We start from the raw sequence: 24,585 nt of genomic DNA on the forward strand, positions 1-24,585 counted from the left end.
CACATGATGGCCGCGGTTGGGCTCGATGAAGAAGTGTCCGTAACAGGTCTGGGCCAAGGCGTTCTTGGGGAGCCATCGCTCGCCCGCCTCCTTCTGGTGGCCGGGCTCGTGCGCGGTGTTGATACCGATGCCCGCCACTGTGCCGAGCGAGATGGTCAGTCCCAGCCTGTCCGGCCATGACAGTCCGCCGCTGGTCAGCAGCCAGCATCCGACTACCAGTCCGGCGTACTGCAGGGGCAGGTAGAGGAAGGTGCACCAGCGGTAGTAGCGGTCCTTCTCCAGCCAGGCCAGCGCATCGGCGGGCGGGTTGACCGAATCCTTGCCGATCAGCTGGTCCACGACCGGGAAGATCACGTACAGCACGATCACCGCGGTCCACCAGAAGGCGCCCAGCCCGGTGGCCTCGGCTAGTCCCCACCCCAAGAACGGGAACAGGGGGACCACCAGACCGATCAGCCACAGATAACGCTTGGGGTCCCGCCAGGTGACCGGTGCCCCCTCGATGTCGGCTGTTGCTGCCATGTTGCCTCCTCGGCCTCGCGTTTACACGCTCGTACTCGAACGTCCAGCATTTAGACAGTTGTTCGGTAAAGTGTCAATGAGTTGAGCGGAATTCGCTCGCTAAAGTGGGGGGCACGATGACACGATTTCGCGAGAACGTTCGATCCTTGCTCCGTGAACAAGTTCTGGACGCGGCCTACGAACTCGTCGCCGCCGAGGGCTGGAGCAAGCTGCGGCTCGCCGCGATCGCACGCGTGGCCGGCATCAGCCGGCAGACCCTCTACAACGAGTTCGGTTCGAAGGAGGCAATCGGGCAGGCCCTCCTCCTGCGTGAGGCGGAACGATTTCTGCTCGGTATCCAGCAGGAGCTCGACGCCCACCGCGACGACCTGGAGACAGCGGCCGCCGCGGGGGTCGGCTTCGCTCTCCGGCAGGCCGCCGACAACGCACTGATCAAGGCCATCCTCACCGCCGCGCGCGGGGGCGATGACGAACTGCTCGCGTACCTGACGACCCGGCCCGAACCGGTCTTCGACACCGCTGTCGCGATGCTGGACGCATACGCTGCGGACGCCTGGCCCGACGTGGACACCGAGTCGCGCAGCCTCGCCGTGGAGACGGTGGTGCGGCTCACTGTCAGTCACATCGTCCAACCGGCGTCCTCGTCCGAGGAGTCAGCCCGGCGCATCGGCCGGATCACCGCCCGGATCGCTCACGCTCCCTGACAGAGCCCGCTCTCGCCTCCCAACGGAACCAGGCTCCGAGGAGCCGCCACGGTTCAGCGACTCCGAGTTCGTCTGCGTGGCGGTGGTCCAGGCGCTGCTCGGTTACCGCTCCGGGGCGCGACGGCTGAGCCTTGCCGGTATATGCCTGCGGTTACGCCTCGTGGCGGATTCCGAGCGGCATCTCCCCGATCGGCGTGCGGTGGGGGCATTGCTGCCCTCGACGATCTGCAGGACCTTGGCGTCCCGGAAGAGCCGGCCGATCCGGCACTCCGAGGGCACTCCGTACGCACCGTGGATTGGAACGTGTCCGCGGCTGATCGGAACGCCACGTCGCTGGCGTACATCTTGGCCATGCTGGTGAGCTTCCGGGGCCGCTGTCCGTCGTCCATCGCCCGCGCGGCGCTGTCGACCAGCAGCCGGGCCGTCTCAACGCCCACCGCCATGTCGCAGACCTTGGCCTGCACGATCTGCAACTCCGCGATGGTGCGGTCGAAGGCCTGCCGCTCACGGGCGTAGCCGACCGCGTCGTCCAGGCAGGCCTGCGCCAGCCTGACCGCGGGGCCTCGCCACGCCCAGCCGGCCCCGCTCGACGGCGTGGCTGCCCGGAACCCCTGCCCCTCCTCGCCGAGGAGCGTCTCAGGGCCCAGCCGGAGGTTGTCGAATACGACATCCCCGGTGGTCAGCGGACGGAAGCCGAGCTTGTCGTGGTACGGGCCCAGCCGCAGGCCCGGGGTGTCGCGGGGGATGATGAAAGCCGAGATGCCCCGGTGCCGCAGCGACCGGTCGAAGGACGTGAAGGAGGCGAAGAAGTCGGCGACGTCGAGGTTGGACATCCAGGCCTTGCTGCCATGGAGGACGAACCCCTCGCCGTCGCGGTGGCTTGTGGTGCGCATTCCGCCGACGTTGCTGCCCGCCCCCGGTTCGGTGACCGCCGCCGTACCGAAGGACCGTCCCTCGGCCAGCGGCCGCAACTGCCGTACTGCGGCATCGACTCGGAGCAATCTGTTCACGCCTAGGACCGGAACATTCCCCGTTCCAGGGGCGTCTACGTGCGCATTGCGGCTTGCTTCATGAACGGGCGATCCACCGTTGCGGAGCCCAGCTGGGGGCGAGAACGATGTTGTCGAGCGTGTGCAGCGTCGTATGCGCTGTCGGCTCGTTCTCGTACACATCGAGGCCGGCACCCGCGATCATCCCTGTGGACAACGCCTGTGCCAGCGCGGCTTCGTCCACGACCGGTTCGTGGGCTGTGGTGATGAGGAACGCGCCCGGATTCATTCACTCGAGCGCGGCGGCGTCGATCAGGTGTCGGGTCTGCGGCGGCAACGGGCGGTGCAGGGAGACGACGTCCGATGTCTGCAGCAATTCGCTGAGCCCGGCCGCCCCGGAGAGAGCCTCAGTGTGGGCCCAGCGGCGGGAATGGTGCACAATCTCCATGTCGAACGCCGCACCGCGCCTTGCCACGGCTCTGCCGATGTGGCCCATCCCGATGATCCCGAGCCGCTTGGATCATGCCGCCCCGGAGCTCACGAGACGGTCGCCTTCGGCGATGCGGCTCGTTACCGCCAGGATGAGGGCTAGCGTGAGATCGGCCGTGGCATCGACCGGTACGCCCGGGGTGTTCGTGGCCCGTTTGCGGCACGGCGTCCATCAGGATGAACTCCGAGTGGGCGGCGTAGTGACACCCCCGACATGTAACAGCGCTTCAACCTGCTGTCGGTGTGGCGTCGAAGGCAGCCTTGAGTCTTCACGTCAAGGGCACCGCGCTGGACGACAGCACCCAGTGGGCTTCGGTCGTCTCAGCCCGGGGGGTGGGGCTCCTGCGAGGAAAGGCCCCGCAATATGACATCGACCAAATGTGCCACGGGCTGGTCGGAGTGTGCCGTGCGGCCGGTCGCCGCCAGCACGCTCCGCTCCCACAGGGCGCCGAACAGCAGCAGCGAGATGTCCCGGGCGCAGTCATCCGCAATCTCGCCCCGGGCCCGTGCTCGTTCGACGGAGCGATGGACCAGGTCTTCGCGCCGCTCGCTGACCTCCGCGCTGACCCGGGCGAAGAGGTCGGGGTGGAAGTGTGCGTCGGACATGAGCCTGGTGCCGGCCAGACCGCGGGAGCCGCGCATCATGTTCGCGTAGTCCCCTCCCAGTCGTATGAGCTCCTGCCGCAGTGAGCCAAGGTCCTCGTCGACCAGTCCGGGAGTGAGCTCCTTGAATGCATCGACGAGCAGCGCCGTGCGGTCGGCCCAGCGCCGGTAGAGGGCTGGGCGGCCGACTCCGGCGCGTGTGGCCACGACGTCGAAGTTGAAGCCGCTCCAGCCCTTCTCGGCGTAAGCCTCGATCGCGGCGCGCAGGACGTTGTCCCGCAGCTCGGGATTCTCCGGTCGGCCGATCCGCCGTCTGGTGGGGGAAGACACAAATGACAAGGCTACTCGATCAACCCGTGGCGCCTTGCGGCCTCGCGTGCACCGGCGATGCCGAGGAAGTCGTCGTAGTCCCACAGCGAGCCGAGTTCACCCTCCAAGGAGACCGTGGAGGCGTTCTTGGCGAGGACCTGGTACGCGGCTTCCATGCCCGCCTTGGCGGCCACGTGCCCGAGGGCGAAGTAGATGACGACGTCCGCGCCCTGCCTGGCGTGATCGGCTGCCGACTGCCCGGGCACGTCGATGGCGTAGACGGGTACCCGGGCCTCCTTCTTCAGCCGCTCGTAGGAGGTGTCGTCCAGTACCTGGGGGGTCGCGATGAACAGACCGTCGGCTCCGGCCTCCTGGTAGGCAAGGACCCGGTCGACCGCCGCCGCCGGGCCTTCGACTCCGGCCGCATCGGTTCGGGCGATGATGGCGAAGTCCTCCGAGGCCCGTGCGTCGACCGCAGCCCTGACCTTCTCGACGGCCTGGGCGACCGGGAGCACCCGTGGCTGCATGGTGAGGTGCTTGCCGAAGTCGTGGTCCTCGATGTGCACCGCGGCGGCACCGGCCCGCTCCAGTACCTGGACGGCCCGGGCGACGTGCAGCGGGTTGCCCCACCCGCCTTCACCGTCGACGATGAGCGGCACGCCGGCGATCGGCGCGAGACGACGTACCTGATCCGCCATGTCCTCCAGGCCGAGGTAGCCGATGTCGGGGATCCCGTACCTGGTCGCGCCGGTGGCGTAGCTGCCGATGTACGCGGCTTGGAACCCGGCGTCGCGTACCAGCCGGGCGGAGATCCCGTCGTAGATCGACGGAACGATCAGCGGGTCGTTCGAGGCGATCGCTTCGCTGAGCGTCGGCATGGTCATCCTTCCCAGGGCGCGCGCAGCGCCGGACGGTCGATCGGAACGCCGCCGATGATCACTTGGGAGATCCGGCGGGTGTGTGCGATGTCCTCAAGTGGATCGGCGTCGAGGACGAGCAGGTCGGCGCGTTTGCCGGGCGTGATGCTGCCGCGGTCGGCCAGACCCAGCAGCTGGGCGGGCAGCAGGGTGGCCGCCCGGATCGCCGCCAGTGCGGGCATCCCGGCCCGCACCATCGCTTCCAGTTCCAGGTGCTCGGCGAAGCCGATGAACTGGGAGCCGACGCCGCTGTCGGCCGACAGCAGAACCCTCACGCCGTTCTCGGCGAGCAGGCGCAGCCCGCTCTCGAGGATCTCGTAGGCCTTGCGCCAGTCGGTGTCCACCGATGCGGCGAAGGCCTGCAACTGGGCGCGTACGGCGGCCCGGTGGGCCGGCAGCACGGTCTCGGCCAGTGCGGGGTCGTCCAGCCACGCGGTGTCGCCGAAGAAGCCCTTCTGGATGCTCATCGACGTGAACACGAAGGCGTCGTGTTCCAGCAGCAGGTCGATGAGCTCCTGGTCCGGGCCTGGCTCGCGGACCATGTGGGCGATCCCGTCCGCTCCGGCCCGTACGACGGCCTTGGCGTCTTCGAGATCGAAGATGTGCGCGATCGCCCGCAGACCCTGCGCGTGCGCCTCCGCGATGATCGCCGCGGAGATCTCTGGCCCGAACTTGGACTTCTGCCCCCACCGGTCGTCGACCCAGAACTTGATCACGTCGGGCTTCTGGGCGGCAAGTTCCCGCACCGTGCGACGTGCCTGCTCGGGGCCGGTGACCTCGTGCAGCACATCGGTGGCGAAGAACGGCCCGGCGTTTTCCGAACCTGGGGTCGGCGCGACCAGCCCGCTCCCGGCGCTGAGCAGAAGCGCCAGCTCGGGGTCGGCCAGCTCACCGGACCGCTGGGCGTCCCGGATGGCCAGTTCGGTGCCGTCCCGGTCGGTGCCGAGCGACTGGAAGACGCTGACCCCGTAATACGTGAGCCGGCGCAGGTGGTCCAGGACGTTCTCGCGCGAGTAGTTGCGCGGGTGCGTCTCGCCGTCCTTGAGATACCCGATATGCCCGTGCGGGTTGACGATCGTCGGCATGACGGTTTTCCCGCTGAGGTCGACCCGCTTCCCGCCTTCGGGGACGGGTACGTCCCGGGCCGGGCCCGCCGACTCGATGATCCCGTCGCGTACGGCGATCACCGCGTCGTCCAGCGGCGCGCCGCCGTCGCCGGTGATCAGCCGGCAGCCGGTGTAGTACGTGAGGGACATCTCACTGCTCCGGGATGAAGCGGAAGGAATCGCCGTGGCGCTTGATGCGGCCGCCGCTCGGGGTGCCGAAGTGCGTCCCGATCACGAGCGTGGAGGTGTCGGCGAACCGGTCCAGGAACGCCTGCCGGGTCTCCGCCGACGCCTTCTGGTCGGAGTCCAGGCTGGCCGACCAGTCGGGACGCCCGACCTGGCAGGCGGTGTGCATCAGGTCCCCGGTGATCACGGCACTCTCGCCCCGGGATTCGATGAGCACCGCTACGTGGCCGGGCGTGTGGCCCGAGGTGTCGATCAGCGACACCTCGGGTGTGACCTGGCTGCCCGCGTCGGCCCACGTGATCAGACCGGCGTCGGCGATGGGCCGCACGGAGTCCTCGTACACCGCGACGCCGTCGACCATGTCGTGCGCCCACTCCGAGTATCCGTCACCGGACCCGGCACTGCCGCTGCGCGCCTCCGCGTACGCCTTCCAGTGGTCGAACTCGTGCCTGACGAAGAAGTACTCGGCGTTCGGGAAGGTCGGCACCCACGCGCCGTCCACCAGCCGCGTGTTCCAGCCGACGTGGTCGACGTGCAGGTGCGTACAGACGACACCGTCGACCTCGGCCGGGGACCAGACCTGCTCGAACCGCTCCATGAAGTCGGTGTCGAGCATGTTGAACAGCTCCATGGCGCGCTTCTTGCTGTTGCCGATGCCGGTGTCGATCACCAGCTTCTTCTCCGGCGTCTCGACCAGGAGGGCATGGACGCTCATGTTGATCTGGCCGTCCTTGACATAGACGGGCCGCAGCCAGTCCATCTCATCGATCTCCGCGCGAGTCGAGCCGGGCAGAGCGTCGCCCAGCCACTCCAGCGGCTGCCAGTGGGCGACCTCGTCGACCTTCGTGACGGTGACGTCACCGATGTTCCATCGCTCCGTTGCCATGGATCTCTCGTTTCTGTTTGACCTTGTCGGAGTCCGAGTGCGACCCCTGCCCTGAGTTTCGAACGAGAAGTGTACGTAAGTCAATGCTGGTGAGTGGCATTTCTGACGAGTCGAGGAGTCACGGGTCCGGTCGGCATGTTCGGGTGTGCCACGAGGGTGGCGCCCAAACCCTTGTCGGGTAACGGGAGGAGACTGGCGGATGGACCGCACTGATCGGTGCATCGGCCGGCGGGAGGATTTTGAAGACAGCAGCCACCCGGACGGCCGTCGCGATGGCGCACTGGCCGGGTCCCGAGTTCCTGCGCTCGTCCGTCGCCGGTGGGGAACAGGCCGACCCGCGGCCACGCAGCCGTCGCGGTCGACGCCAGCCCGCATTGGATACTGCACGCTGGCAACGCCTTCGGTCACCACGGCACCCTCGACGGTCACTCCCTGTCCCCACCTACCTGCGGCGCATGGGGGCAGTCATCGCGTACGACGGAAAGAAGATGCGCGACAACCACGCCCGCCTCGCCGATCTGTACCGTCGGGCCGAGCATCTCGTGATCGTCAATGCCCACGACCCGGTCCTGTACGAAAGTGCGCGCACGTGCGAAGGGCGAGGCGGAATAATGACGATGCGGTACGGCTGCACTTTACGAGCCGTGAGCGGCGGGAGATTTTCCGGCCGTCCGCGGCCCGGGGAAGGTCCTTTCAGAGTCCATCGGCGGTCGGCCACGGCACCGTCGGCCCCTGGTCGTACGAGCCGGCTCGGACCGGCCTGCGCACCGCAGAGGGCGAGTGATCGAACGGATCGGTGAGCACCTGTTGCTCACCCTGCGCGGCCGCCTCCCCCTGAACAGCCTGCGAGGCGAGGGCGACCGCGCCGCCGTGGAGTACTTCCTGCGCTGGCCCGACCCGGGACCGCCAGCCCGACAAACGTCTTGAAAGGTGGGGTCTATGGTCTGCCCTGCGGCCTCCGGCCAGCAGGTCGCGATCTGCGGCTGTACTCGAGTGGGGCTGCGTCAATTCCCACTGGTCAGGGGCGTAGTTTGGAGCTAAGCGGGTTGACGGTGCATCAGGGGGCCGGGGGCTGGTCCCGGACGCGTGTTCGTCGTTGGTGGTGGCCGTCGCGGTCAGTGGCCTGGTGGAATCTGTGCTCGAGAAGCCAAGTTGGTCGACCAATGGCGCACTGCGGCGAACTGGCCTTCAGTTTGTTCTGGCTAGTCGTGGTCAAGTACCGCGAATTGCACGGCGGCATCCTCCGGTTGAGTGCCCGGGAGTCCTGGTCTGGAGATCTTGGGACGAGCAGTACCTGGCCCTCCCCTTGGGGGAGCCTTGCTGCGGCGGGACAACGCGGGACATTTCTGTGTTGTACGGTGCGGGCGTGGCCCGCGAAACCCCCGTTCGCGCGCCACACCTGTATGACGGGCTGGCGACTGCTCGGTCACCGCGCTCAGCGTCGAAGGCCCTTAGAGGGAACAGGAGTTGGTGCTGCGGGCGGACTGCTGGTGATCCGCTTCGTGGGCTGGGCTGGGGCGGTGTGTGTTTGGCGGGGGCCGGTTCCGTGGGCGAGTTCCTCGGTGAGGTGGTCGAGGAGGCCGGCGGGGGCGTAGGGGGAGGCATGGATGGCCCAGGTGGGGTGGTCGATGCTCGGGCCGACCCAGATCGTCCATGTGTCGAGGGGGGTGTGGAGTGCCTGGGCGGCGAAGGCGTCGAATTGCACGCCGACATCCTCCTGAAGGGTCTGCCAGCGCAGCCAGCGTCCGTCCACGGTGTGCGTCCAGCCTGCTTCGGCGACGGGGCGGGTTGCGTCGGTGACGGTCTTCTCGGTGACAGGACTGCCGACGGCTGTTTCCCATGCGTCTCCGGCGGCGAGGACGGTCAGCAGGGTGTTGAGGATGGGGGCGGGTGTGGTGGCGGCGATGGTCATGTGCCACATACGGTCGCTGACCGGTGTCTCGTACGCGGCGATGGTCCACTTCGGGTCACGGGACCGGGCATCGTGGTCGAAGAGGACGCGTAAGGTGAGCGATTCGTGGTTGGCGATAGTGGTGTTGTCGTCCCAGGTGCGGTACTTCTCCCAGTCGTTGTTCTCCGTGAGGAAGTCGTTCAGCAGGGCTTCGTGATCGCCGGGGGCGGCTTCGTAGGAGGGGACCCTCTCGATACGCGGGGCAGCGGGGGCTTGCGCCGTGTCGGGTGAACGGAGGCTGGTGCGTGCCTGGGCGGTCTGCTGTTCGATGTCGGTCATAGGTGCGGGTCCGGGGCGTACGGCGTCGCCGTGAAGGCGTTGGAAGGAGGCGAGGGCCTGGGCGGGGGATTCGAGTCTGTCGGCGATGGAGCGCAGGTGGTTCTCGCCGTGCAGGGCGACGGTCCCTCCGTCGAGATAGGTGCCGATGGCGACGGTGGTCCAGCCGTCGTGGGCATGGGCGTGGATGATGAGCCGACCATGGCGGATGTCGTCGTAGATGGTCTGGGCTGCGTTGGAGGCCTCCCGTACCTCAGCGCGGGTCAGCCAGTGCATGGGGTAGTTCGCCCAGGTCCATTCCTCGTCGATGGCTTCACGTAGCCGGGGTGTGATCTCGGTGGTGATGCCTTCGGCGTGCAGGGCGTGGGTGGCTTGGTGGGCCCAGTAGGGCTCTTCGTGGTCGATCCGGCCCAGGACCATGGTGTGGTCGTCGAGGTTCTCGAAGCCGCGGGCGGCCAGGAGGGCCTGAGCGGCGCGGTGGTGGGTGCCGGTGAGGGTGGCGGTCACGGCGCTGGTGTGGGAGGGGTGGGTGTCGAAGCGGACGTGGGCGTCGATCGGGTGGTCGGACATGGAAGTGGGGCTCGATTCGGGTTCGGTCCCGGCTGGTGGGTTGGCCGGGTCCGGTGATTGAGGTCATTGGTGGGCGCGTGCGGAGGTGAAGGCCGGCCGGTTGGGCGGACCGGCCCGGGGGGCCGGGGCGGGGCGTGCCGAGGTCCGGGTGGCGGGCGAGGGGGCTGGAGCTGTGGCGCGGTTCCAACGGGTGCGCAGGGAACTGAGCTCGGCCAGGGCGCGGCGGCTGCCGGTGATGACCTGGTGGGGGGTGTTCGCGGTGTCGTCGGTGTAGGCGGTGATCCGGTCGGCAACCGCGCGGGCGCGGGCGAGGACGGCGCGCCGGAGGATTCTCTCGCCCCAGTACTCGGGGGAGCCGGCGGGCGTGGAGACCAGGGCCATCAGGTCTTTGGGGGTGAGGGAGTCGGTGAGCAGCCCGCGGTGCTGGGCCTCGCCGAGGACGGTGACCGGGTCGACCATGTCGCCGCGGTGGACCAGCGCGGTGATGGACTGCCAGAGCGCGGCGTGCAGCGGCAGCAGGAAGTCCGCCTCGGTCAGCCACCGCATCTGGCGGACCTCCGCCGGATAGGCGGTGGCGGTCGCCAAGAGGAGACGCTCTTCGCCGAGGTCCTCCTCGCTGGGCCGCCGTGAGACATCCGGAGGGAGTGCGGTACGGGGGAAGGAGCCGGGGTGCGGGGCGAACTGTTCGGCGAGGGAATCCAGGACGCGGCCGATGTCGTCGGCCAGGCCGAGCGTCGCGGCTACCGGGTTGGGCAGACTAGGGTCGGTTGCGGTGGAGGTGAGGCGCTCGGCGTGCCCACGCAGAATCCGGCGAGCGTTGTCGGCGCGGATCATCCTGGCGTATGCCGCAGCGTGCTTGGGCTGCGGGCAGAACTGGATGAGGGCGTGGACGTAGGAGGCGTTCAGGCCGCGAGCGTGCGGGCGGGCGTGGTCCAGCACGGCGTTGAGCCAGGCGGTGTCCTTGGCGTGGTCGGCGGGTTCGGGCGGCGGGAGCGTGCGGATCGCGGTGAACAACGCGGCGTGGGTGTGGCTTTCGAAGTGGCGGGCGATCAGCGGCTCGGTGTCGGTCAGACGGGCGGGTTCGAGGAGGAGGGCGCCGAGCAGGGCCTGCTCGGCGTAGTGGACCGGCTTCGGCGGCGGCGTGAGGTCGAGGTCGTCGGATTCGGGGGTGTGGGGCATCAGGTGGCGAGGGCGAAGTCGTCGGGGTTGAAGGGCTTGTTGAGGTGTGGGGCGAGCAGGTGGGCGGCCAGGCGCGGGGGGACGGCGTTGCCGATCTGCGAGAAGCTTTGGCCTTTGTTGCCCTGCCACGGATAGTCGGCGGGGAAGCTCTGCAGCACGCCCGCTTCCCGCGCTGTGATCTTGATCGGAGCCGATGGCGCTTGCTGCTCGTCGTCCGGAAGGCTGGAGGCGTGGTCCGGGATCCGGGCGCATTCGTTGGCGCGGTGGCCGAAGAACAGGGTGTCGGCGGGCTCGTCGGCCCGGCGCACGGTGGCGTTGGTCTGGTTGTTGCTGCGCAGTGACCACGACCAGCGGTGCGCCTCGGCGGTGAACGTGGGTGCCGGAGTGTCTGCGGGGCGGTTCTCACCGTGCCGGTCGGCCCAGCCGGAGCCTTCCCGGCGGGAGGCCAGGACGTGTTCGGCGTTGGGGTGGGGTGTCCAGGTGCCGCGGTCGCGGGCGTCGGTGAGGGTCTTGCGGGAGCCGGAAGGGAAGGGTTCGGGGCCGCCTCCTGGTCCGCCGCCGGCGCACACGGTGGGCACGGGCCGGTCGGTGGCGCCCCAGCCCAGGGCTTCGGCCATGGACACCCAGCGGTCGCGGCCGGGCCCGAAGAGTGATTCGGGTTCGGCGGACTGTGCGTGGGTGGGCGGCGGAGGTGCGGCGGTGCGGGTGCGGGAGGCGAGCAGGATCGCCCGCCGCCTTGTCTGGGGTACGCCGTAATCGGCGGCGTTGAGGATGCCGGTCCATACGGAGAATCCCCAGGTCCGCAGGATCGCCGCGTACTGCCGCCACAGGGGCAGGACGTCGGGGACCTCCTCCATGAGCACCCACTCGGGCTCGCCCGCCAGGTTCAGGGTGTGCAGGTAGCGCATGGGTTCGGCGGCGAGGAGCGAGCGTGCGTCCGCGCACGCGCCGAGCAGCCGCTCGCGGGTGTCGCGTCCGGCGGCGAGGTCGGCGACGGCCTGGTGGACGAGGGGCTGGTCGACCAGGCCGAGGCGCTTGCCCGCCATGCTCCATGCCTGACAGGGAGGGGAGGCGATCAGCCCGAGGATCCGGCCGGAGAAGATCCATGCTGGGTAGACGGCGACGTCGGTTCGGATCGTCAACTGCCCGGCCCGGGCACGGGTCTTGCAGGCCCATTCGTCCCACTCCAGGCCGACATCCCGCGCGCTGAGGACGGTGAGTGCGTGGCTCCAGCCGCCGGGACCGGCGAACAGATCGAGGATGATCCGCCTCAAGAAGCCAGCCCGAAGTCGTCCTGCACCGGCTCGGCTTCACCCCGGCAGGCCCAGGGAGAACAGCCGTCGACCACACCGTCCTCCAACTCCTCGACCACGGCTGTCCGGTCGTCGAGCCCCTGCTGACGCGCTGCCCATTCGGCGGCCGTGACGTGATCGATGGGGGCCTGGTCGAGCGGGACGCGGGAGCGGTGCAGGAACGCCTGCCCGAGCAGACGGTTCCCGGAGGCGGTGGCGCGGGCGTTGCCCTGGCGGATGGCCGCGTCGAACGCCACCACGTCCGCCCATTCCTCAGGACTGGTGTCCCGGATATTCCGCCACTGCTGATTTCCGTGAAATGGACAACCCAAACAACTTGATTTTGGTGTATTCCCCAGGCCGATAGAGGTCAGGAAATGGATACAATCCGTGCGAGACCAGTTGAGGTCGATGAGTGGATGCCGGTTGCGCATGTACTTGACGTCGGCGTCCTTGGCCCGGTGGAATTCGTCTGTCGAGATGCCCACCCACTGCTCGACGAATACATCCTTCGGGATGCGCTGCGGGTATGGGTATCCGAGGATTTCCCGGACTTTCTTCTTGATCGGCTTAATTTTATATTCACCGGTGCACTTGCGCCTGGTCATGCCCTGTTTCCCGTCCTTGTTGAGGACGTAAAGAGGCATGGAGGCGAAACGGTGTTCAGGGTCGAGAGCATCGTCGCGGATATTTCCGGAGGAGACCCGCAGGACGGGTATTCCGGCGGGGATGGCGATCTCCCGTTCGAGGCGGTCGAGATGCTTGTAGACCGCTCGCGGTTCCCAGCCGGTATCGGCAAAGATAGCGTAATCTACTTTCGGGAGAATCCCCTTGGCGGAGAGGGCGAGCATGGCGCTGGACTGAATTCCGGCACCGAGTGAAATGCAGGTGAGCGCAGGGGTTGCGGAGATGGCGGGTCCTTGTGTTGGGCGGGGACGGTCGGGCAGCGTCCGTGGGAGAAGGAAGGGCGGTCAGCGCCGTGCGCGGGCCGCGGTGGTCGCGGTGGGAACGGGTAGGCTGGGCTGAGGAGCGGAGACTCCACGGGCGGGAGACGCGCTCAGCGGGAGGGTGCGCGACGCTGCTGGGACGGGCCGGCTGGCCGGCCTGGTGAGCCGGAACGGACCGCGGCGAGCTGTGCGGGTGGTGCCGGTGGCGGGTGTTGGAGGACGGTGAGCCCGGTCAGCAGGCTGGTGTGACCGGCCTTGGTGAGATGCAGGCGCCAGCTGGCGAAACTCGTGTGGTTGACCTCGCGGCGGACCAGGCCCCGGGATTCCAGGGAGTTGGTCGTGGCCCGGGTGACGTGCAGATTTCCGTCGCAGAAGGCATAGGTGTGGCCGGCCTGCTCGGACAGGGAGACGGTGCCGAGGGAGACCTCGCGCAACACGGCGTACTGCAGCGGGGAGAGCCGCCCGGCCGGCGCCGTGACGACGGTGGCGTTGTCGGCGGGCGGCAGGACGGGGCCCAGCGACTCGACGGCGTGGATGCACGCGGCGGGCACCTGGGCGAGGAGGCTGCGGGCGGCGTGCAGGGGCTTGCTGGCCGCAGCGGTGAGCCGGTGATCCCAGTCCGGCCCTTCTGCTTCCGGCTGAAGCCGACGGCCGTGGGTGACGAGTCCGGCGACGATCTGCTCGGAGGCGAGCTCGACGTGGTGAACAGCGGTGACAAGCCGCGACGTCGTCTCGCGGAGCTCTCGGTGCCCGTGGGCCAGGACCCGGCACGTACCGGCCCAGGGGCGCAGTCTGGAGGCGATCGCATCGGCTGTGTCCGCGAGTTCCGTGAGCACGCGCAGCTTCAGGGGGAGACCGACATCGAAGGTGCACCACAGATCATCACGCAGCGCCATGGTCTTGCTGCCGAGCTCGAACAGGTCGCCGAGCGTGCCGCGGGCAGGAGGGATCACGCGGCCGTCCCGAAGTCACCCGGCTGCGGTGCGTGCTTGGCAACAGCGCGGGCAGTGATGCCCCGGGACGCGCGGGCGGAGGCCGCGGACAGCTGCTCGGCGCCGGGCTCCGCGTACCAGGGGCGCAGGTCGAGCATGGCGGCGCGCAGGCCGGTGGCGAAGACGAGGGCGGTGCCCTTGGGCAGGGCGCGGATCGCGTCTGCGGGCAGGATGCGTTCCTGGCGCATCGACACACTGGTGGACTTGCCCGAGTCGGAGGTCGAGGTCGAGGTGGTGGCCACGTCGTGGTCGCCGATGAGCCGGGACAGTTTGTCGGCGAAGTCGGGGTCGTCGATCCCGGAGCCGATCACCTTGACCGTGCTGGCGGACCACATGGCGTCCATGCCGGCGTCGCCCCACACCTTCTGTCCCTGGCGGTAGGACTGCAGGATGGTGATCGGGATGATCCCGCGCGAGCCCAAGTGGCTGTACAGGTCGGGCAGATCGGAGATTTTGCACACGTTGGCGGCCTCGTCGAGGATCGCGAGCATCGGCGGGTCGAGGCGTCCGCCGGCGCGTTCGGCCTGGGCGGTCGCGGCCCGCATGACGGAGTCCGCGCACGCGGCGATCAGCGCGGACGCTCCGCCTCCGCCGTCCTTGGACAGCAGGTAGAGGGTGTCGGTGGACGTGACGAACGCGGACGGCCGGAACTCGGGGACGTCCTTCTGCGGGGTGACCCAGCGGGCGATCTCGGTGTTGAGGAGGGCGGCGGCGTACTGGCGGGCGGTCTCGTAGATGCCGTCCCGCGTTTCCGGCGGCCCTTCGACGGTGCCCTTGAGCTGGGCGGCGACCGCGGTGAAGGAGTGGTCGCGCAGGATGTCGAGCGGGGTGCGGTCGGCGGGGTATGCCAGCCACTGCATGACGTCGGTGACCGGCCGTTCGTCCAGGGCGGCGGCGAGGAAGAGCTGGGAGAGGATGTTGCTGCCGGCCTTGGACCAGAAGTCGCCCTGCTGGGAGGCGTCTACGGACGCGGCGAGGAAGTGGCCGGCCAGGCGGCCTGCGCCGTCGAGGGTCTTGGCGTCGGCGAGCGGGTTCCACCACATCGCCCGTTCGGCGTGGGCGATCTGCTGCGGGTCCATCGACCACGTCCGGCCCGCCGCCGCGCGGGCGTCGAGGGTGGCGGTGTAGGCGTCGCCCGCCGCCTTGTTGGAGGTGAGCAGGACCGGGCCGGGCGCGTTGAGCATGGACGGGATCGCCAGCGAGGTGGTCTTGCCGGAGCGCGGCGCCATGATCGCGACGGCGACGTCCTCGTACCCCATGCGGACCTCGTGGCGGGTGCCCTGGAGGTTGCCGAGCAGAATGCCGGTGTCGGCGGCGTCGATGTGCTTGACGCCCGTGAGACTTGGCCGCAGGGAGCGGGCTTTGGCGGTGATCGCCTTGGCCAGGAGCGGCTCGATGTCCCTCGGCTTCGCCATTCCGGCGGTCTTCTTCTTCCGGCCGCCGCCGGCGTTTGCGTGCCGGGACCACACGACGGCGACGGTGAGGGCAAGGGCGATCATCGCGGTGGCGGGGATGATGCGGGTGGCGATGAGCAGGGACGTTTCTCCGGCATGCGGCCAGAGCTGGTCGGGGTGGAGGAGTGCGCCGGTGGGCTGGTACGGCGCCCAGGGGCCGGAGTTGGTGGCCCGGGCGGCGAGGTTGCCGCACAGCCAGGCGAGGTTGGACAGGGGGACGGCGATCGCGAGGGCGCCGAGGAGCACCTTGAAGGCGATGTCGTAGCCGTCGCTGCTGGAGGAGGCGGAGGGGTTGTTGGGCAAGGGCAGGGTTCCGGGGGTAGAGGGGGACCGGGTCAGCGCGTACGGCGGTGCAGCTCCGGCTGGTGCGGCGGAGGGGGTGGCGCGGGGCGTGCGTGCCGGGCGGCGAGGTATCGGACGCGCTGTTCCAGCGGATCCGGCAGGTCGGCCGGACCGTCCGGCGCGGTGGCGGTCTGGACGTGGGGACGGATCCAGCGGGGCAGGGCCCGCAGATCGCGGCGCAGGGGTGCGGGATCGGTAAGGGCCCGGATGAGCGGGGTGATGAGGTGGGCTGGGGTGGTGGCGTCGAGGCGGGCCTGCCAGACCCAGTCCCCGGGGTCGTCACTGAGCGAGGTCGTGATGAACCAACGGTCGGAGCCGTGAAGGACGAAGCGGTCCACCTGGACGTGTCCGTCGGGAGAGGCGAACATGCCGTCGTCGATCTGGTCCCAGTCGGCCTGCCGGAGCGGCTCGAAGGGATCGCTTACAGCCGTCCCGGCGGGTGCGTCATCGGGGGCGGTCAGGGCGTCGGTCAGGGCCGCGATGATCTCGACCGGAGTGCGGGCATCGAAGCTCGCGGACCAGGCGGGCCAACCGGGTCCGGGGGCGTGGTTCAGGCTCCACCACGGTGCGTCGGGGGCCGGCTCCAGTCGCAGGAGGGTCTTCTGGTCGGGGCTGGTGAGCATGACCCGGGGCGTCAGGGGGTCGTGGCTGTAATTCCAGCCGCAGGCGCGGTGAAGGGGGACGGTGATCCAGGTGGGATCACCGCCGCCGTCCAGGTGTCGGCGTCGCGGCGGGCGGCGCGCCGCCCGTAGGTCTCGTCGTCGTAGGGCCAGCAGTCGGGATCGGCGTGCTGGTCGGAGTAGGCGTCCCACGCGGCCAGGACCTGTTCGCCGGCGCGGAGGAACGCGGCGAGCCGGTCGAGGCGCTGCTGGTGGATGACGCTCGGCGGGGAGGGCGGGGAGGTCACAGGGGGTCTTTCATCGGTCATCGGGTGCGAGCCGCCGAGGCGGCGGCACCGGCGGGGTACTCCCTGGTGCGGACCCGCCAGAAGAAGGAAGAGAGGGGCACGTCGTTGTTGAGGTGGCTGTATTCGGCGACCGCCCGCTGGTCGGGGGAGCGGGCCTCGAAGCCGGTGCCGTTCTCGCTCTGGGTGATCTTCCAGCCGGCGGCGCGGACGACGTCCCACGGTTCGGGCGCGTCCGCGGGTGCGGGGATGAGGAGCGTGTCGGTGAGTCCGGCCAGGACCTCGGCCGGGATCCGCCAGGTGAATCTGGCGGACTAGGCGCGGGAGTTGGGCGGCTGGACGGTGAGGCGCCACCAGTTGCCGGACGGGGCGAACTGGGGTGCGGCTTGCAGCCGGGCCTGCAGGTCGGGGCTGGTGACCTCGGTCTCCGGGGACGCCGGGTCGGAGGTGATGGTCCAGCCGGCGGTGAGCAGGGCGTGGGTGACGTGGCGGGCGTCGCCGGGACCTGCGAGGTGCCGGGGGCTGGTGGAATGGAGGATCGTCGACTCGTGGTCGCGCCGGAAGGCGGTCAGTTGCCGCTCGGTCACCGGCATGTACCGCTCCTTGCGGTATCGCCGTGCCCGGTACGGATCGGGGTTTGTTCCAGCCAGCGCAGTGTCTGGTTGAGCGGGTGGCGCAGCTGGTCGACGGCCGTGGCGGCGTCGAGGTACTCGCGCACCAGGCTGGTCACGGTTGCGTCCCACGGGCAGTCCCCGTGCTGGGTCAGGCGGCGGGAGACTTCGCGCAGAACCTGGGCGAGGGTGCCGACAAGGGCGGGGCGGCGTGGACAAGCGGGGCGAGCAGAACGGCGGCGCCGACGTTGTCGGGGCTGACGCGTAGATGGGCGGTGAGCCGGGCCAGGCTGTGGACAGCCCTGTGGATATCTTCCGCAGTAAGGGCGTCGTCGCAGGTCAGGTCGATCATGAACCTCCTTGTGGCCGAGGGGAGTTGGGGACAGGGGGTCGGACGGGACCGCCCGAGGTGGGTCAGCGGCGTCGGGCGCCGGCCGTGGCGTACGGGCCGGTGGTGCCGGACGGGTTGCGGGTACCGGTGGTGGCGAAGCGGGCCCAGGTGGCGGCGCGGGCGGTGGTGATACGGGCCTGCTGCCAGGCGGAGAGCTGGGAGGGCAGGACCGACACGGAGGTGGTGCGCACCCGGCGCGTGGGCGGGACGTGCCCGCGCGGACGCATCACCGGCTGCGGGTCGGCCAGCGCCGTGGCGAACGCCTCGACGAGGTGCAGCGGGGCGGTCGGGGTGAACACGGCGTCCCAGGTCTGCCCGTGTTCGGTGCGCGCTCCCGCCCACCACAGGGCCTGGCCGCGCTCGTCTTGTCGGTACTGCAGCCAGGTGTCGCGGCCGGGGTGGACGGCGGTGAACGTCTGGTCCTCACCCCGCTCGGTGGTCCAGCCCTGTTGCTCCAGCGGCGCCCAGGCGTTGGGCGCGTGCGCCAAGCGGGACCGGGTGAGGGTGTCGGTTACGCCGGCCACGATCTCCACCGGGGTCTGCCGGCCGAACGTGGCATGCCACGCTGGCTGAGAGCCGGTGGCCTTGCCGGAGATGGTCCAGCCGCCGGGATCGGTGTGCGGGTCGTAGCCGATGCGGACCGTGTGGTCGGGGCTGTCGAAGACGAACGGGCCACCTCGGTGGGAGGAGTCCTTCCAGCCGGAGGCACGCAGGAACTCGGTGACATGCCCGAGGTTGCCGCCGCCGGCGAGAGAGCGGGGCTCGATGAGGTAGTGCTGCTCGGCCTGTTCGCCTCCGGCGCGCGGTGTGCTCCAGCCGGTCCACTGTTTCCCGCTCACCGGCGTCTCCTCACGACCATGGCGGTCGGCACCGGCTTCGGCGCCGTCGTGGGAGCCGGGGCCACGGTGCTGGCGAGGGCGTCGAGGACCTCGGTGTGTTCGTCGAGGTCCATGCCGATGTCATGGAGTTCGTTGGCGGCGCGGCCGATGGCGAGCCAGACCTCGGGCGGGAGGAGGCCATGCTCGGACGTGTCCTTGGCGAAGTGGGCCCCGGTGACCATCAGCGTGGTGAATCGGCCAAGGACGCCCTCGTCGCAGTCGAGGACTCGTCCCAGGATCTGGGCTGCCTGGCGCGACGGGGCCTGGGAGAGATGTTCGGCGAGCTGGGTGAGCTGTCGGGCGATGTCGTCAGCGAGGCGGACGGGGTAGGAGATCGGGTCGGTCACGGGCCTCCTGGAGGCAGACGGGTCGGGGTCAGGTGTGGTGGCCGAGGCGCCGGGATTCATCCAGCGCGGGTTCGGGGCGGCCGGTGGACAGGGGGTTGGCCCTGCCCCGGGTGCTTGGGACGAAGGCGCGCAGGTATCGGCGGAAGAGGAAGACGGCCAGTCGGGGTGGACGATCAGCGGTGATCGGCGGCGGACGTCGGTGTGGTGCGCGGGGTACGGAAAGCTCCTGAAACGGGGGTGATGAGCGGGGAACCAGGGGGTGTGGTCAGCGGGTACGGGTGAGGGGCGTACGGCCGGTGGAGAGCGGCGGTGCGGCGGTCGGTGAAGCGGCGTGTCGACGGCCACGGGCTTCGGCGATCCGTGCTTCGAGTTGTGCCTGTTCGTCGTCGTAGCCGCGCGGGGTCTGGGTGATGCGGGTGTAGGGCGCGCAGCCGTGCAGCGGTGTTCCGATGGCCATCCGCGGCAGTGGGTCGTCGCGGGCGAGGCTGTGGGTGAACGCGGCGATGATGCCGGGCGGGGTGTGCGTGCTGAAGGCGGCCGTCCACCATCGGAATCCGTCGACCGTGCAGGTGGCGTGCCACGGGCGTGGCGCACGGTTGGGTGCGGGCTCCTCGGTGAAGCGGACCAGGCCGTCCGGTGACACGGTCGTGGGTGTTGCGGCAGTGGCATCTGTCGTCCACCCGGCCTCGTGCAACGGGCCAAGAACAGCAGGCAGTTTGCGGGAGGCCGGGCGCGCCATGGCGTCGACGAGTGCGGTGACGTACTCGACGGGTAGGTGCGCGCCAAGGAGTGCTGCCCAGTCCTCCCCGAGAGAGGTGGTGGCGCGCAGGCTCCAGGTCCAGGCTCCCCGGCGGTTGAGGACGACGTGCAGACGGCCGTCGGGGCTGGTCAGGGCGGTGTGCTGGTCGATAGTGGACACGTTCCGCCAGTTGTGGCCGCGTAGCAGCAACTCGGTCAGGTGTTCACAGTCGCCGCCGCCGGCGAGATAGCCGGGTGCCGCCAGGACATAGGGGGTGGGGTGGGGCATGGGCTCCTGTAGAACGGACAGAGGGCCGGGTCGAATTCAGCCGGCGCGACGAGAACGGCGGGGCCGGGACGGCTCGCCGGCCGCGGATGTGCGAGCGGGCGGTGCGGAGCGCTGAGCGCGGACCTCCGCAACGGCGCTTCGGTAGGCGGCTTGGTCGAAGAGATAGTCCGGGATGGAGACGACGTACCCGGCTACCAGCAGCGTGGGAACGGCACGGGAGGCGAGCTGCTTCTTCTCGTCCTCCCCGAGGTGGGCGGGGGCCTCGTGCCAGACGTAGGCCGGACCTGCCGGGCTGGCGGGCCGGACGGTCCGGCGTTCGAAGCCGAGCTCGTCGAGCAGCGCGAGGAGCCGCTCGGGGGCGCCGGTGGGGGTGTCGGCGTGGACCGTGTCGGTCAGGGGCTTGCGGTAGATCTCGACGTCGGTGCCTTCGTCGTCGGCACGATTTCCCATGAGGGTGGAACTCCTGGTGTGGTGTTGCGGCTCCCGGAAAAGGGCGTGTTACCGGGTCCGGTGCGGGGCCCGGGCCGGTGAGGCGGGCGGCTGGGCCGGCGCCGTGTCCGGTGCGGACCGGCCAGGCGGGCGGGACAGCAGGACGCCGACGCCCAGCTCGGACAGCCGGTGGCCGACGGCACGGACGGACGCGGCCACCCGGGCCGAATCGCCGTCGGACAGCACGAACATGTGCCGGGCCTCGTCGAAGACGAAGCCGTACTCGGTCAGGGCCGTGGCGACGTCGTCGCGGTCGGGCTCGGCGGCCACGAGGTCCTCGCCGGACCAGGTCAGCACCACACGGCCCTGCTGGCCGGCCTGGGTGGTGGCGAGGCGGGAGGCGTTGTCCCGCACCTGGGCGAGGGCCGTGTCGTAGCGGGACAGCAGGCGGAGCGAGACGTGCTTGGCGGCACGGAAGGGGTCCTCGTCGACGGCGATGCCGTCGGGTTCGCGGACCCCGTGGAACGCCTCGACGGGCAGGTCCTCGGGCGCCATGGCGGCGATGAGGAAGCCGTCGTCGTGGCCCTTGCGGTCCATGACGAACAGCCGGGTGCCGTCCGCGTGCCGGGTCAGGACGGCGCAGTGGTCGACGAGGTGCTCGGCCATGGCATCGGCGACCTGGTCCATGTCCCAGACATCGGCGGTCAGTTCGTCGTGGTCGGTGTCGCCGCCGCGGTCGGGGTGGTACTGGCTGCTCCACTGGCCGGGCAGTTCGCCGGCGAGGACGGCGGCGAAGGAGGCCAGGGAGTCATCGGGCGCGTGCAAAAGTCTCCTCGGGGAAAGGGGCGGGTCATCTCCGGCGGCCGGTGGGGACCGGCGCGGCGGGGAGAACACCGGGGCTGGTGGGGATACGGGGTGGCGAGCAGGCGCAGACGGCGGAGGCTTCCGTCTCGCCCGGGCCGGTCTCGGCCGTGCACGGCCGCCGAGCGGGGTGGGGTGCATGCCGGTCGGCGAGCTCGGTGCGGGTGTGCGCGAGGTCGGACCGAACGATCTGGAGCCGTTCGTCGGCGAGGTAGCGCAGCCGCTTCGCGATGTGCCGGTCGGACGGCTGGCCGAGCCCGTCGTAGAAGTCGGCTGCCGCGATCAGCACGTCGCCCAGGGCGGTCAGGACACCGTCGTGCGTGGCGGTCCACTCCGTGAGGACGTCGGCGGCTTCGTCCGTCGTGGCTGCCTCGCGCAGTCGCTCGGCGAGGTGTGCGACCTGGGCGCCGAGCGGGAGTTCGTATGGTTCGCGGCGGTCGGTGTCGAAGGCTTCGTCGCAGTCGACGTGGTAACCCACCGCGCGCAGCCGGGCGACGGCGCGGGTGGCGATCTGTTGTTCTTCGGCCTCGTGGAGGCCGGTGGGGAGGCGGTGGTAGCGCTCGTGTAGCCGGGTGACGAGGACGAACCCGGTGCGTTCCAGGATGCTGTGGGCTTCGGGGTCTCCTCCGCGGGCGAGGACTTCGCCGGAATGGACGTCGCACCGGAGGGTCAGCAGGCGGTCGGCCAGGGCCAAGGGCAGGAACCTTCTAGTGGGTTGGTCGAGCACGGGCGGACGCGGCCGGGGGTCGCGGGACGGGCTGTGCGGTGGTGGGAATCGGCCGGTGGGGTGCGGTGGCCAGGTCTGCCGCGGTGGTGTCGAGGTCCTGCTGGATGCCGTACAAGCGGTGGGCGATCCACTCCAGCTGCTGCCGGGCTCGGTCGGCTCCGGGTGAGTCGGGCTGCAGGCCGAGGCGCTGTGCGGTGTGCTCGACGACCGCACGGACGGCGGCCAGCGGCCCGTCAGCCTCATCGCTCACCTGCGTGAGCAGCGCCGAGAACTGCATCGCAGCGCTCAGGACGACGGGCGGCGAGGACAGTGAGTCCGCTACGGCGGAGCGGAGCCTACGGGGTGCGGTGTTCGGGACGGGGAGGAGTCGGAGGTCGGATTCGATGCGCCGTGCCTCGTCCGACAGCCGGCGGAGCAGGGTGTGGGGCTGCTTCTGCCAGGTGCCGTCCTCGCGGATGAGGCTCGCGAGGAGGTCGAGGCGTCCGGGCTGGGCCTGGATGGCGAACCAGCGACAGCCCTGCTCGTCGCCGGGGACCGCGAGGTGCGCGGTGCGGGCGAGGCGGTGGGCGATCTCCGACCACTCGGGTCCGGTGAGCGCCCGGTCGTCGGGGTGCAGACGAATTGCCGCGTGCCAGATGGCATCCCGGCCGCCGTGCCGGTCCGTGGTGGCGGGCCACTTCCAGCACGGGTCGTCCAGGTGCTCGGCCCACTCGTCGGACGTCCAGATGTCCGTACCGTCAGGGCGGTCCGACGCGGCGTAGTCCACGTGGCCCGGCCAGTGGGCGACCACCGTGTGCTCGGTCAGCCCCTCCTCGACGCAGACAGGACGGCCCAGAGCCTCGGCGAGCGCCTCGGAGGCGGAGTCCCCCAGGGGCGCCACGCGCACGATCATGTACGCACCTCGGCGGCGCCTCGCCCTGCCAGCTGGTGGATGTCCTGGCTGGCGGCAATCAGCGATCGCTCGCGGACCAGATCGGCGTGCACGGACACATCACCGGGCGGCAGCAGGTCCAGCGCACGGTCGATCGACTCCAGCGCGGCCTGGTGCCGGCCGAGTTGACGCAAAGCACCCGCTGCACGGAAGAGCACGATCGGATCGGTGCGTACGTCGAAGGGAGGCCGGGCGGCGATGGCCAGCATCCGCTCCGCACGCCCGGGCAGGTGGTGGCCGAGCCACAGGCCGTGCAGCAGCACATGCAGTGTCTTGGGGTGATCACCGGCATCTGCGAGGACCCGGTCCATCAGGGTCAGACCCTCGGTCTTGGACTGGCCCAGCAACGCGAAGGCATACAGGGCGCGGCTGTAGCAGTCCAGGCTCTCGCGCGCGGTGGGCGGCAGCTGGTCGACGAGCGACTGAAGGGTGGGGCAGCGGAAGTCGTAGCGCAGCGCGCTCAGATACAGGTGCCGGTAGGTCCGCGCGGTGATCGAGTCGGGCCCGGGCGTGCGGATCTGCTCCGGACGCAGCTGGCCGAGCACACTGCGTCCGGCGGACCGGGCCGTCCACGCGGCGTCGGCGCACACCTGCGCCGATTCCTGCCAGGTGGCGTCGAGTTCCCGCAGGTCGCACGCGAGCCGGGCGGGCCACTGGTGACTGGCAGTGGCGTTCCGGGCCCGGCTGTCGGCACGGAGCAGGGCGAGGGCGCGCCCCGGGCGGCGGGCAGGGACCGTCATCGGCCGCCCCGGGCGTCGGTGATGTGCACGAGCTGGTTGAGATGGGTGAGCGTGTACCAGCCGCAGTCGAAGGAGCCGCTGCCGACGGGCACCCTGGGCAGCACGTAGTCCTCCAGAGCGCGCCGGTAAATCAGACAGTCGGGGCAGTGATGGGAGAGGTGGACCATGTAGCGGGGGTGGGCGGTGATGAAGGTGCGCTCCTGGCCCTTGGGGTTGCGCAGCCGCCAGCCGTCTTCGTCCGTCGGCAGGTGCCAGGAGGGGGCGACGATCGTCATGACGTCGCCCGAGAGCCTGCCGTCGCCGACGCCTGTAGGGATCACGACCGTGTCGCCGGGGGTGAAGTGGGCGTGGGTGATGTCCCTTTCGGCGGTCAGAGTTTCCAGGGAGGGTCTCCAGACGGAGGGTATGTGGGAGGGATGAGAGGCGTCGGGCACGGCAGCAGGTCCTTCCACGAAGAGCACTCGGTGGCGGTGGGAGGATCAATACTCCGGACGAACTCCGGTTTCGCTAACCGGGGACCGTCGGGTATACGCGCCGGTCGGCTACCGGTACGGGTTTTCGGTGCCGCGGTCGTTCGCGGTTGCGGCGTCGAGGAGTTCGGGCAGGTCGGTGCCCTCGGCATCCCTCTGGTCGATCCACCACCCGGCCCGGGTGATCGCGCGGATCTTCTCCTCCAGCACCGTCCAGTCGGCCTCGGTCCAGGTGCCCTCGGTGACCAGGGCGGCGTACGCGCGGGTGGCCAACTGGTGGCGGGAGCGTTCGCCCCAGTCCCGGGCGCGTTCGGTGCCCTCCAGCGGCGGCATCTCGAACTGCTCGGCCCACACAGCGGCGGTCTGCTGTTCCTCGGCGCGCCTGGCGGCGAGCCACTCCTCCTTGCCGGCGCTGTCGGCGTCGCGGGCGGCCTTCCAGCAGTCGGTGCAGTCCCGGGAGGCGAGCCAGCGGGCGAAGCCGGCGCGCTGGTCGGCGGGGCGGTCGGACAGGTCGTGGACGACGTCGTGGGTACAGGGGTGGGTGACGGTCCAGTG

29 protein-coding genes and 2 pseudogenes are annotated in these 24,585 nt (G+C 70.0%); 2 read left to right on the forward strand and 29 right to left on the reverse strand.

Features of this window, described 5'->3' with window-relative positions:
- Positions 1-522: pseudogene (locus KVT44_RS31615) on the reverse strand (alkane 1-monooxygenase); the annotation flags it as partial.
- A gap of 116 nt (positions 523-638) precedes the next feature.
- On the opposite strand from KVT44_RS31615, the gene KVT44_RS31620 reads away from it, so the two are divergent.
- A complete protein-coding gene (locus tag KVT44_RS31620) occupies positions 639-1,226 on the forward strand; it encodes a TetR family transcriptional regulator (protein ID WP_217570480.1) in 588 nt (195 codons plus the stop codon).
- Between the two features lie 53 nt (positions 1,227-1,279).
- Here KVT44_RS31620 and KVT44_RS31625 read toward each other — a convergent pair whose 3' ends face one another.
- The 15 genes and pseudogenes from KVT44_RS31625 to KVT44_RS58490 all read right to left on the reverse strand — a co-directional run bounded on the left by KVT44_RS31625 (position 1,280) and on the right by KVT44_RS58490 (position 16,621).
- Positions 1,280-2,236 (reverse strand): acyl-CoA dehydrogenase family protein, encoded by a 957-nt coding sequence (locus KVT44_RS31625; protein WP_217570482.1) that lies wholly within the window; start codon positions 2,234-2,236, stop codon positions 1,280-1,282.
- A gap of 58 nt (positions 2,237-2,294) precedes the next feature.
- Positions 2,295-2,720 (reverse strand): annotated as a pseudogene (locus KVT44_RS58485) (NAD(P)-dependent oxidoreductase).
- Positions 2,721-3,025: 305 nt separating this feature from the next.
- Positions 3,026-3,637 (reverse strand): TetR/AcrR family transcriptional regulator, encoded by a 612-nt coding sequence (locus tag KVT44_RS31640; RefSeq protein WP_217570488.1) that lies wholly within the window; start codon positions 3,635-3,637, stop codon positions 3,026-3,028.
- A gap of 11 nt (positions 3,638-3,648) precedes the next feature.
- Positions 3,649-4,494: an oxaloacetate decarboxylase gene (locus KVT44_RS31645; RefSeq protein ID WP_217570490.1), complete on the reverse strand. Its 846-nt coding sequence runs from the start codon at positions 4,492-4,494 to the stop codon at positions 3,649-3,651.
- Positions 4,495-4,496: 2 nt separating this feature from the next.
- A complete protein-coding gene (locus KVT44_RS31650; protein ID WP_217570492.1) occupies positions 4,497-5,789 on the reverse strand; it encodes an amidohydrolase family protein in 1,293 nt (430 codons plus the stop codon).
- Position 5,790: 1 nt separating this feature from the next.
- Positions 5,791-6,711 carry an MBL fold metallo-hydrolase gene (locus KVT44_RS31655; RefSeq protein WP_217570494.1) on the reverse strand — a complete coding sequence of 307 codons (921 nt, stop codon included), beginning with the start codon at positions 6,709-6,711 and terminating at the stop codon, positions 5,791-5,793.
- Between the two features lie 425 nt (positions 6,712-7,136).
- A complete protein-coding gene (locus KVT44_RS60150) occupies positions 7,137-7,271 on the reverse strand; it encodes a hypothetical protein (protein WP_302832130.1) in 135 nt (44 codons plus the stop codon).
- Between the two features lie 875 nt (positions 7,272-8,146).
- A complete protein-coding gene (locus KVT44_RS31660) occupies positions 8,147-9,508 on the reverse strand; it encodes a DUF317 domain-containing protein (RefSeq protein WP_217570496.1) in 1,362 nt (453 codons plus the stop codon).
- Positions 9,509-9,571: 63 nt separating this feature from the next.
- Positions 9,572-10,687: a DnaB-like helicase N-terminal domain-containing protein gene (locus KVT44_RS31665; protein WP_217570498.1), complete on the reverse strand. Its 1,116-nt coding sequence runs from the start codon at positions 10,685-10,687 to the stop codon at positions 9,572-9,574.
- A complete protein-coding gene (locus KVT44_RS31670) occupies positions 10,687-11,952 on the reverse strand; it encodes a DNA cytosine methyltransferase (RefSeq protein ID WP_217570777.1) in 1,266 nt (421 codons plus the stop codon). The genes KVT44_RS31665 and KVT44_RS31670 overlap by 1 nt, the downstream gene beginning before the upstream one ends.
- A gap of 5 nt (positions 11,953-11,957) precedes the next feature.
- Complete coding sequence (locus tag KVT44_RS31675; protein WP_217570500.1) at positions 11,958-12,830, reverse strand: hypothetical protein; 873 nt, start codon at positions 12,828-12,830, stop codon at positions 11,958-11,960.
- A gap of 206 nt (positions 12,831-13,036) precedes the next feature.
- Positions 13,037-13,879, reverse strand: a complete 843-nt coding sequence (locus KVT44_RS31680) for a hypothetical protein (protein ID WP_217570502.1) — start codon at positions 13,877-13,879, stop codon at positions 13,037-13,039.
- Positions 13,876-15,675 (reverse strand): type IV secretory system conjugative DNA transfer family protein, encoded by a 1,800-nt coding sequence (locus KVT44_RS31685; RefSeq protein ID WP_217570504.1) that lies wholly within the window; start codon positions 15,673-15,675, stop codon positions 13,876-13,878. The genes KVT44_RS31680 and KVT44_RS31685 overlap by 4 nt, the downstream gene beginning before the upstream one ends.
- Before the next feature lie 32 nt (positions 15,676-15,707).
- Positions 15,708-16,337: a DUF317 domain-containing protein gene (locus KVT44_RS31690; protein ID WP_254650149.1), complete on the reverse strand. Its 630-nt coding sequence runs from the start codon at positions 16,335-16,337 to the stop codon at positions 15,708-15,710.
- A gap of 11 nt (positions 16,338-16,348) precedes the next feature.
- Positions 16,349-16,621 carry a hypothetical protein gene (locus tag KVT44_RS58490; protein ID WP_254650150.1) on the reverse strand — a complete coding sequence of 91 codons (273 nt, stop codon included), beginning with the start codon at positions 16,619-16,621 and terminating at the stop codon, positions 16,349-16,351.
- Positions 16,622-16,645: 24 nt separating this feature from the next.
- Here KVT44_RS58490 and KVT44_RS31695 point away from each other — a divergent pair, with 24 nt between their 5' ends.
- The gene (locus KVT44_RS31695) at positions 16,646-16,936 is read left to right on the forward strand and encodes a hypothetical protein (RefSeq protein WP_217570506.1); all 291 of its coding nucleotides are present in this window, start codon (positions 16,646-16,648) and stop codon (positions 16,934-16,936) included.
- On the opposite strand, the gene KVT44_RS31700 is transcribed toward KVT44_RS31695, so the two are convergent.
- The 13 genes from KVT44_RS31700 to KVT44_RS31760 form a co-directional block, all read right to left on the reverse strand.
- Positions 16,933-17,211 carry a hypothetical protein gene (locus KVT44_RS31700; RefSeq protein WP_217570508.1) on the reverse strand — a complete coding sequence of 93 codons (279 nt, stop codon included), beginning with the start codon at positions 17,209-17,211 and terminating at the stop codon, positions 16,933-16,935. The two genes, KVT44_RS31695 and KVT44_RS31700, sit on opposite strands and share 4 nt — an antisense overlap.
- The gene (locus KVT44_RS31705; protein ID WP_217570510.1) at positions 17,202-17,348 is read right to left on the reverse strand and encodes a hypothetical protein; all 147 of its coding nucleotides are present in this window, start codon (positions 17,346-17,348) and stop codon (positions 17,202-17,204) included. The genes KVT44_RS31700 and KVT44_RS31705 overlap by 10 nt, the downstream gene beginning before the upstream one ends.
- 32 nt (positions 17,349-17,380) lie before the next feature.
- On the reverse strand, positions 17,381-17,581 hold the full coding sequence (locus KVT44_RS31710) for a hypothetical protein (protein WP_217570512.1): 201 nt from the start codon (positions 17,579-17,581) through the stop codon (positions 17,381-17,383).
- A gap of 62 nt (positions 17,582-17,643) precedes the next feature.
- Positions 17,644-18,459, reverse strand: coding sequence for a DUF317 domain-containing protein (locus KVT44_RS31715; RefSeq protein ID WP_217570514.1), 816 nt, complete (start codon positions 18,457-18,459; stop codon positions 17,644-17,646).
- Positions 18,456-18,845: a hypothetical protein gene (locus tag KVT44_RS31720; protein ID WP_217570516.1), complete on the reverse strand. Its 390-nt coding sequence runs from the start codon at positions 18,843-18,845 to the stop codon at positions 18,456-18,458. Before KVT44_RS31720 ends, KVT44_RS31715 begins: the two co-directional genes overlap by 4 nt.
- 265 nt (positions 18,846-19,110) lie before the next feature.
- Positions 19,111-19,872 (reverse strand): DUF317 domain-containing protein, encoded by a 762-nt coding sequence (locus KVT44_RS31725; RefSeq protein ID WP_217570518.1) that lies wholly within the window; start codon positions 19,870-19,872, stop codon positions 19,111-19,113.
- A gap of 36 nt (positions 19,873-19,908) precedes the next feature.
- Complete coding sequence (locus KVT44_RS31730; protein WP_217570520.1) at positions 19,909-20,322, reverse strand: hypothetical protein; 414 nt, start codon at positions 20,320-20,322, stop codon at positions 19,909-19,911.
- 48 nt (positions 20,323-20,370) lie between these two features.
- Positions 20,371-21,126 carry a hypothetical protein gene (locus KVT44_RS31735; RefSeq protein ID WP_217570522.1) on the reverse strand — a complete coding sequence of 252 codons (756 nt, stop codon included), beginning with the start codon at positions 21,124-21,126 and terminating at the stop codon, positions 20,371-20,373.
- A 25-nt stretch (positions 21,127-21,151) separates the two neighbouring features.
- Positions 21,152-21,856, reverse strand: coding sequence for a hypothetical protein (locus KVT44_RS31740; RefSeq protein ID WP_217570524.1), 705 nt, complete (start codon positions 21,854-21,856; stop codon positions 21,152-21,154).
- 13 nt (positions 21,857-21,869) lie between these two features.
- Complete coding sequence (locus tag KVT44_RS31745) at positions 21,870-22,781, reverse strand: hypothetical protein (RefSeq protein ID WP_217570526.1); 912 nt, start codon at positions 22,779-22,781, stop codon at positions 21,870-21,872.
- On the reverse strand, positions 22,778-23,560 hold the full coding sequence (locus KVT44_RS31750; protein ID WP_217570528.1) for a hypothetical protein: 783 nt from the start codon (positions 23,558-23,560) through the stop codon (positions 22,778-22,780). The genes KVT44_RS31745 and KVT44_RS31750 overlap by 4 nt, the downstream gene beginning before the upstream one ends.
- Positions 23,557-23,994, reverse strand: a complete 438-nt coding sequence (locus tag KVT44_RS31755; RefSeq protein WP_308314168.1) for a hypothetical protein — start codon at positions 23,992-23,994, stop codon at positions 23,557-23,559. Before KVT44_RS31755 ends, KVT44_RS31750 begins: the two co-directional genes overlap by 4 nt.
- 108 nt (positions 23,995-24,102) lie before the next feature.
- Positions 24,103-24,540, reverse strand: coding sequence for a hypothetical protein (locus KVT44_RS31760; RefSeq protein ID WP_217570783.1), 438 nt, complete (start codon positions 24,538-24,540; stop codon positions 24,103-24,105).
- Positions 24,541-24,585 lie beyond the last annotated feature (45 nt).

The organism is Streptomyces sp. GbtcB7, assembly GCF_019091445.1.
In the GTDB taxonomy this organism is placed as follows: Bacteria; Actinomycetota; Actinomycetes; order Streptomycetales; family Streptomycetaceae; genus Streptomyces; species Streptomyces mirabilis.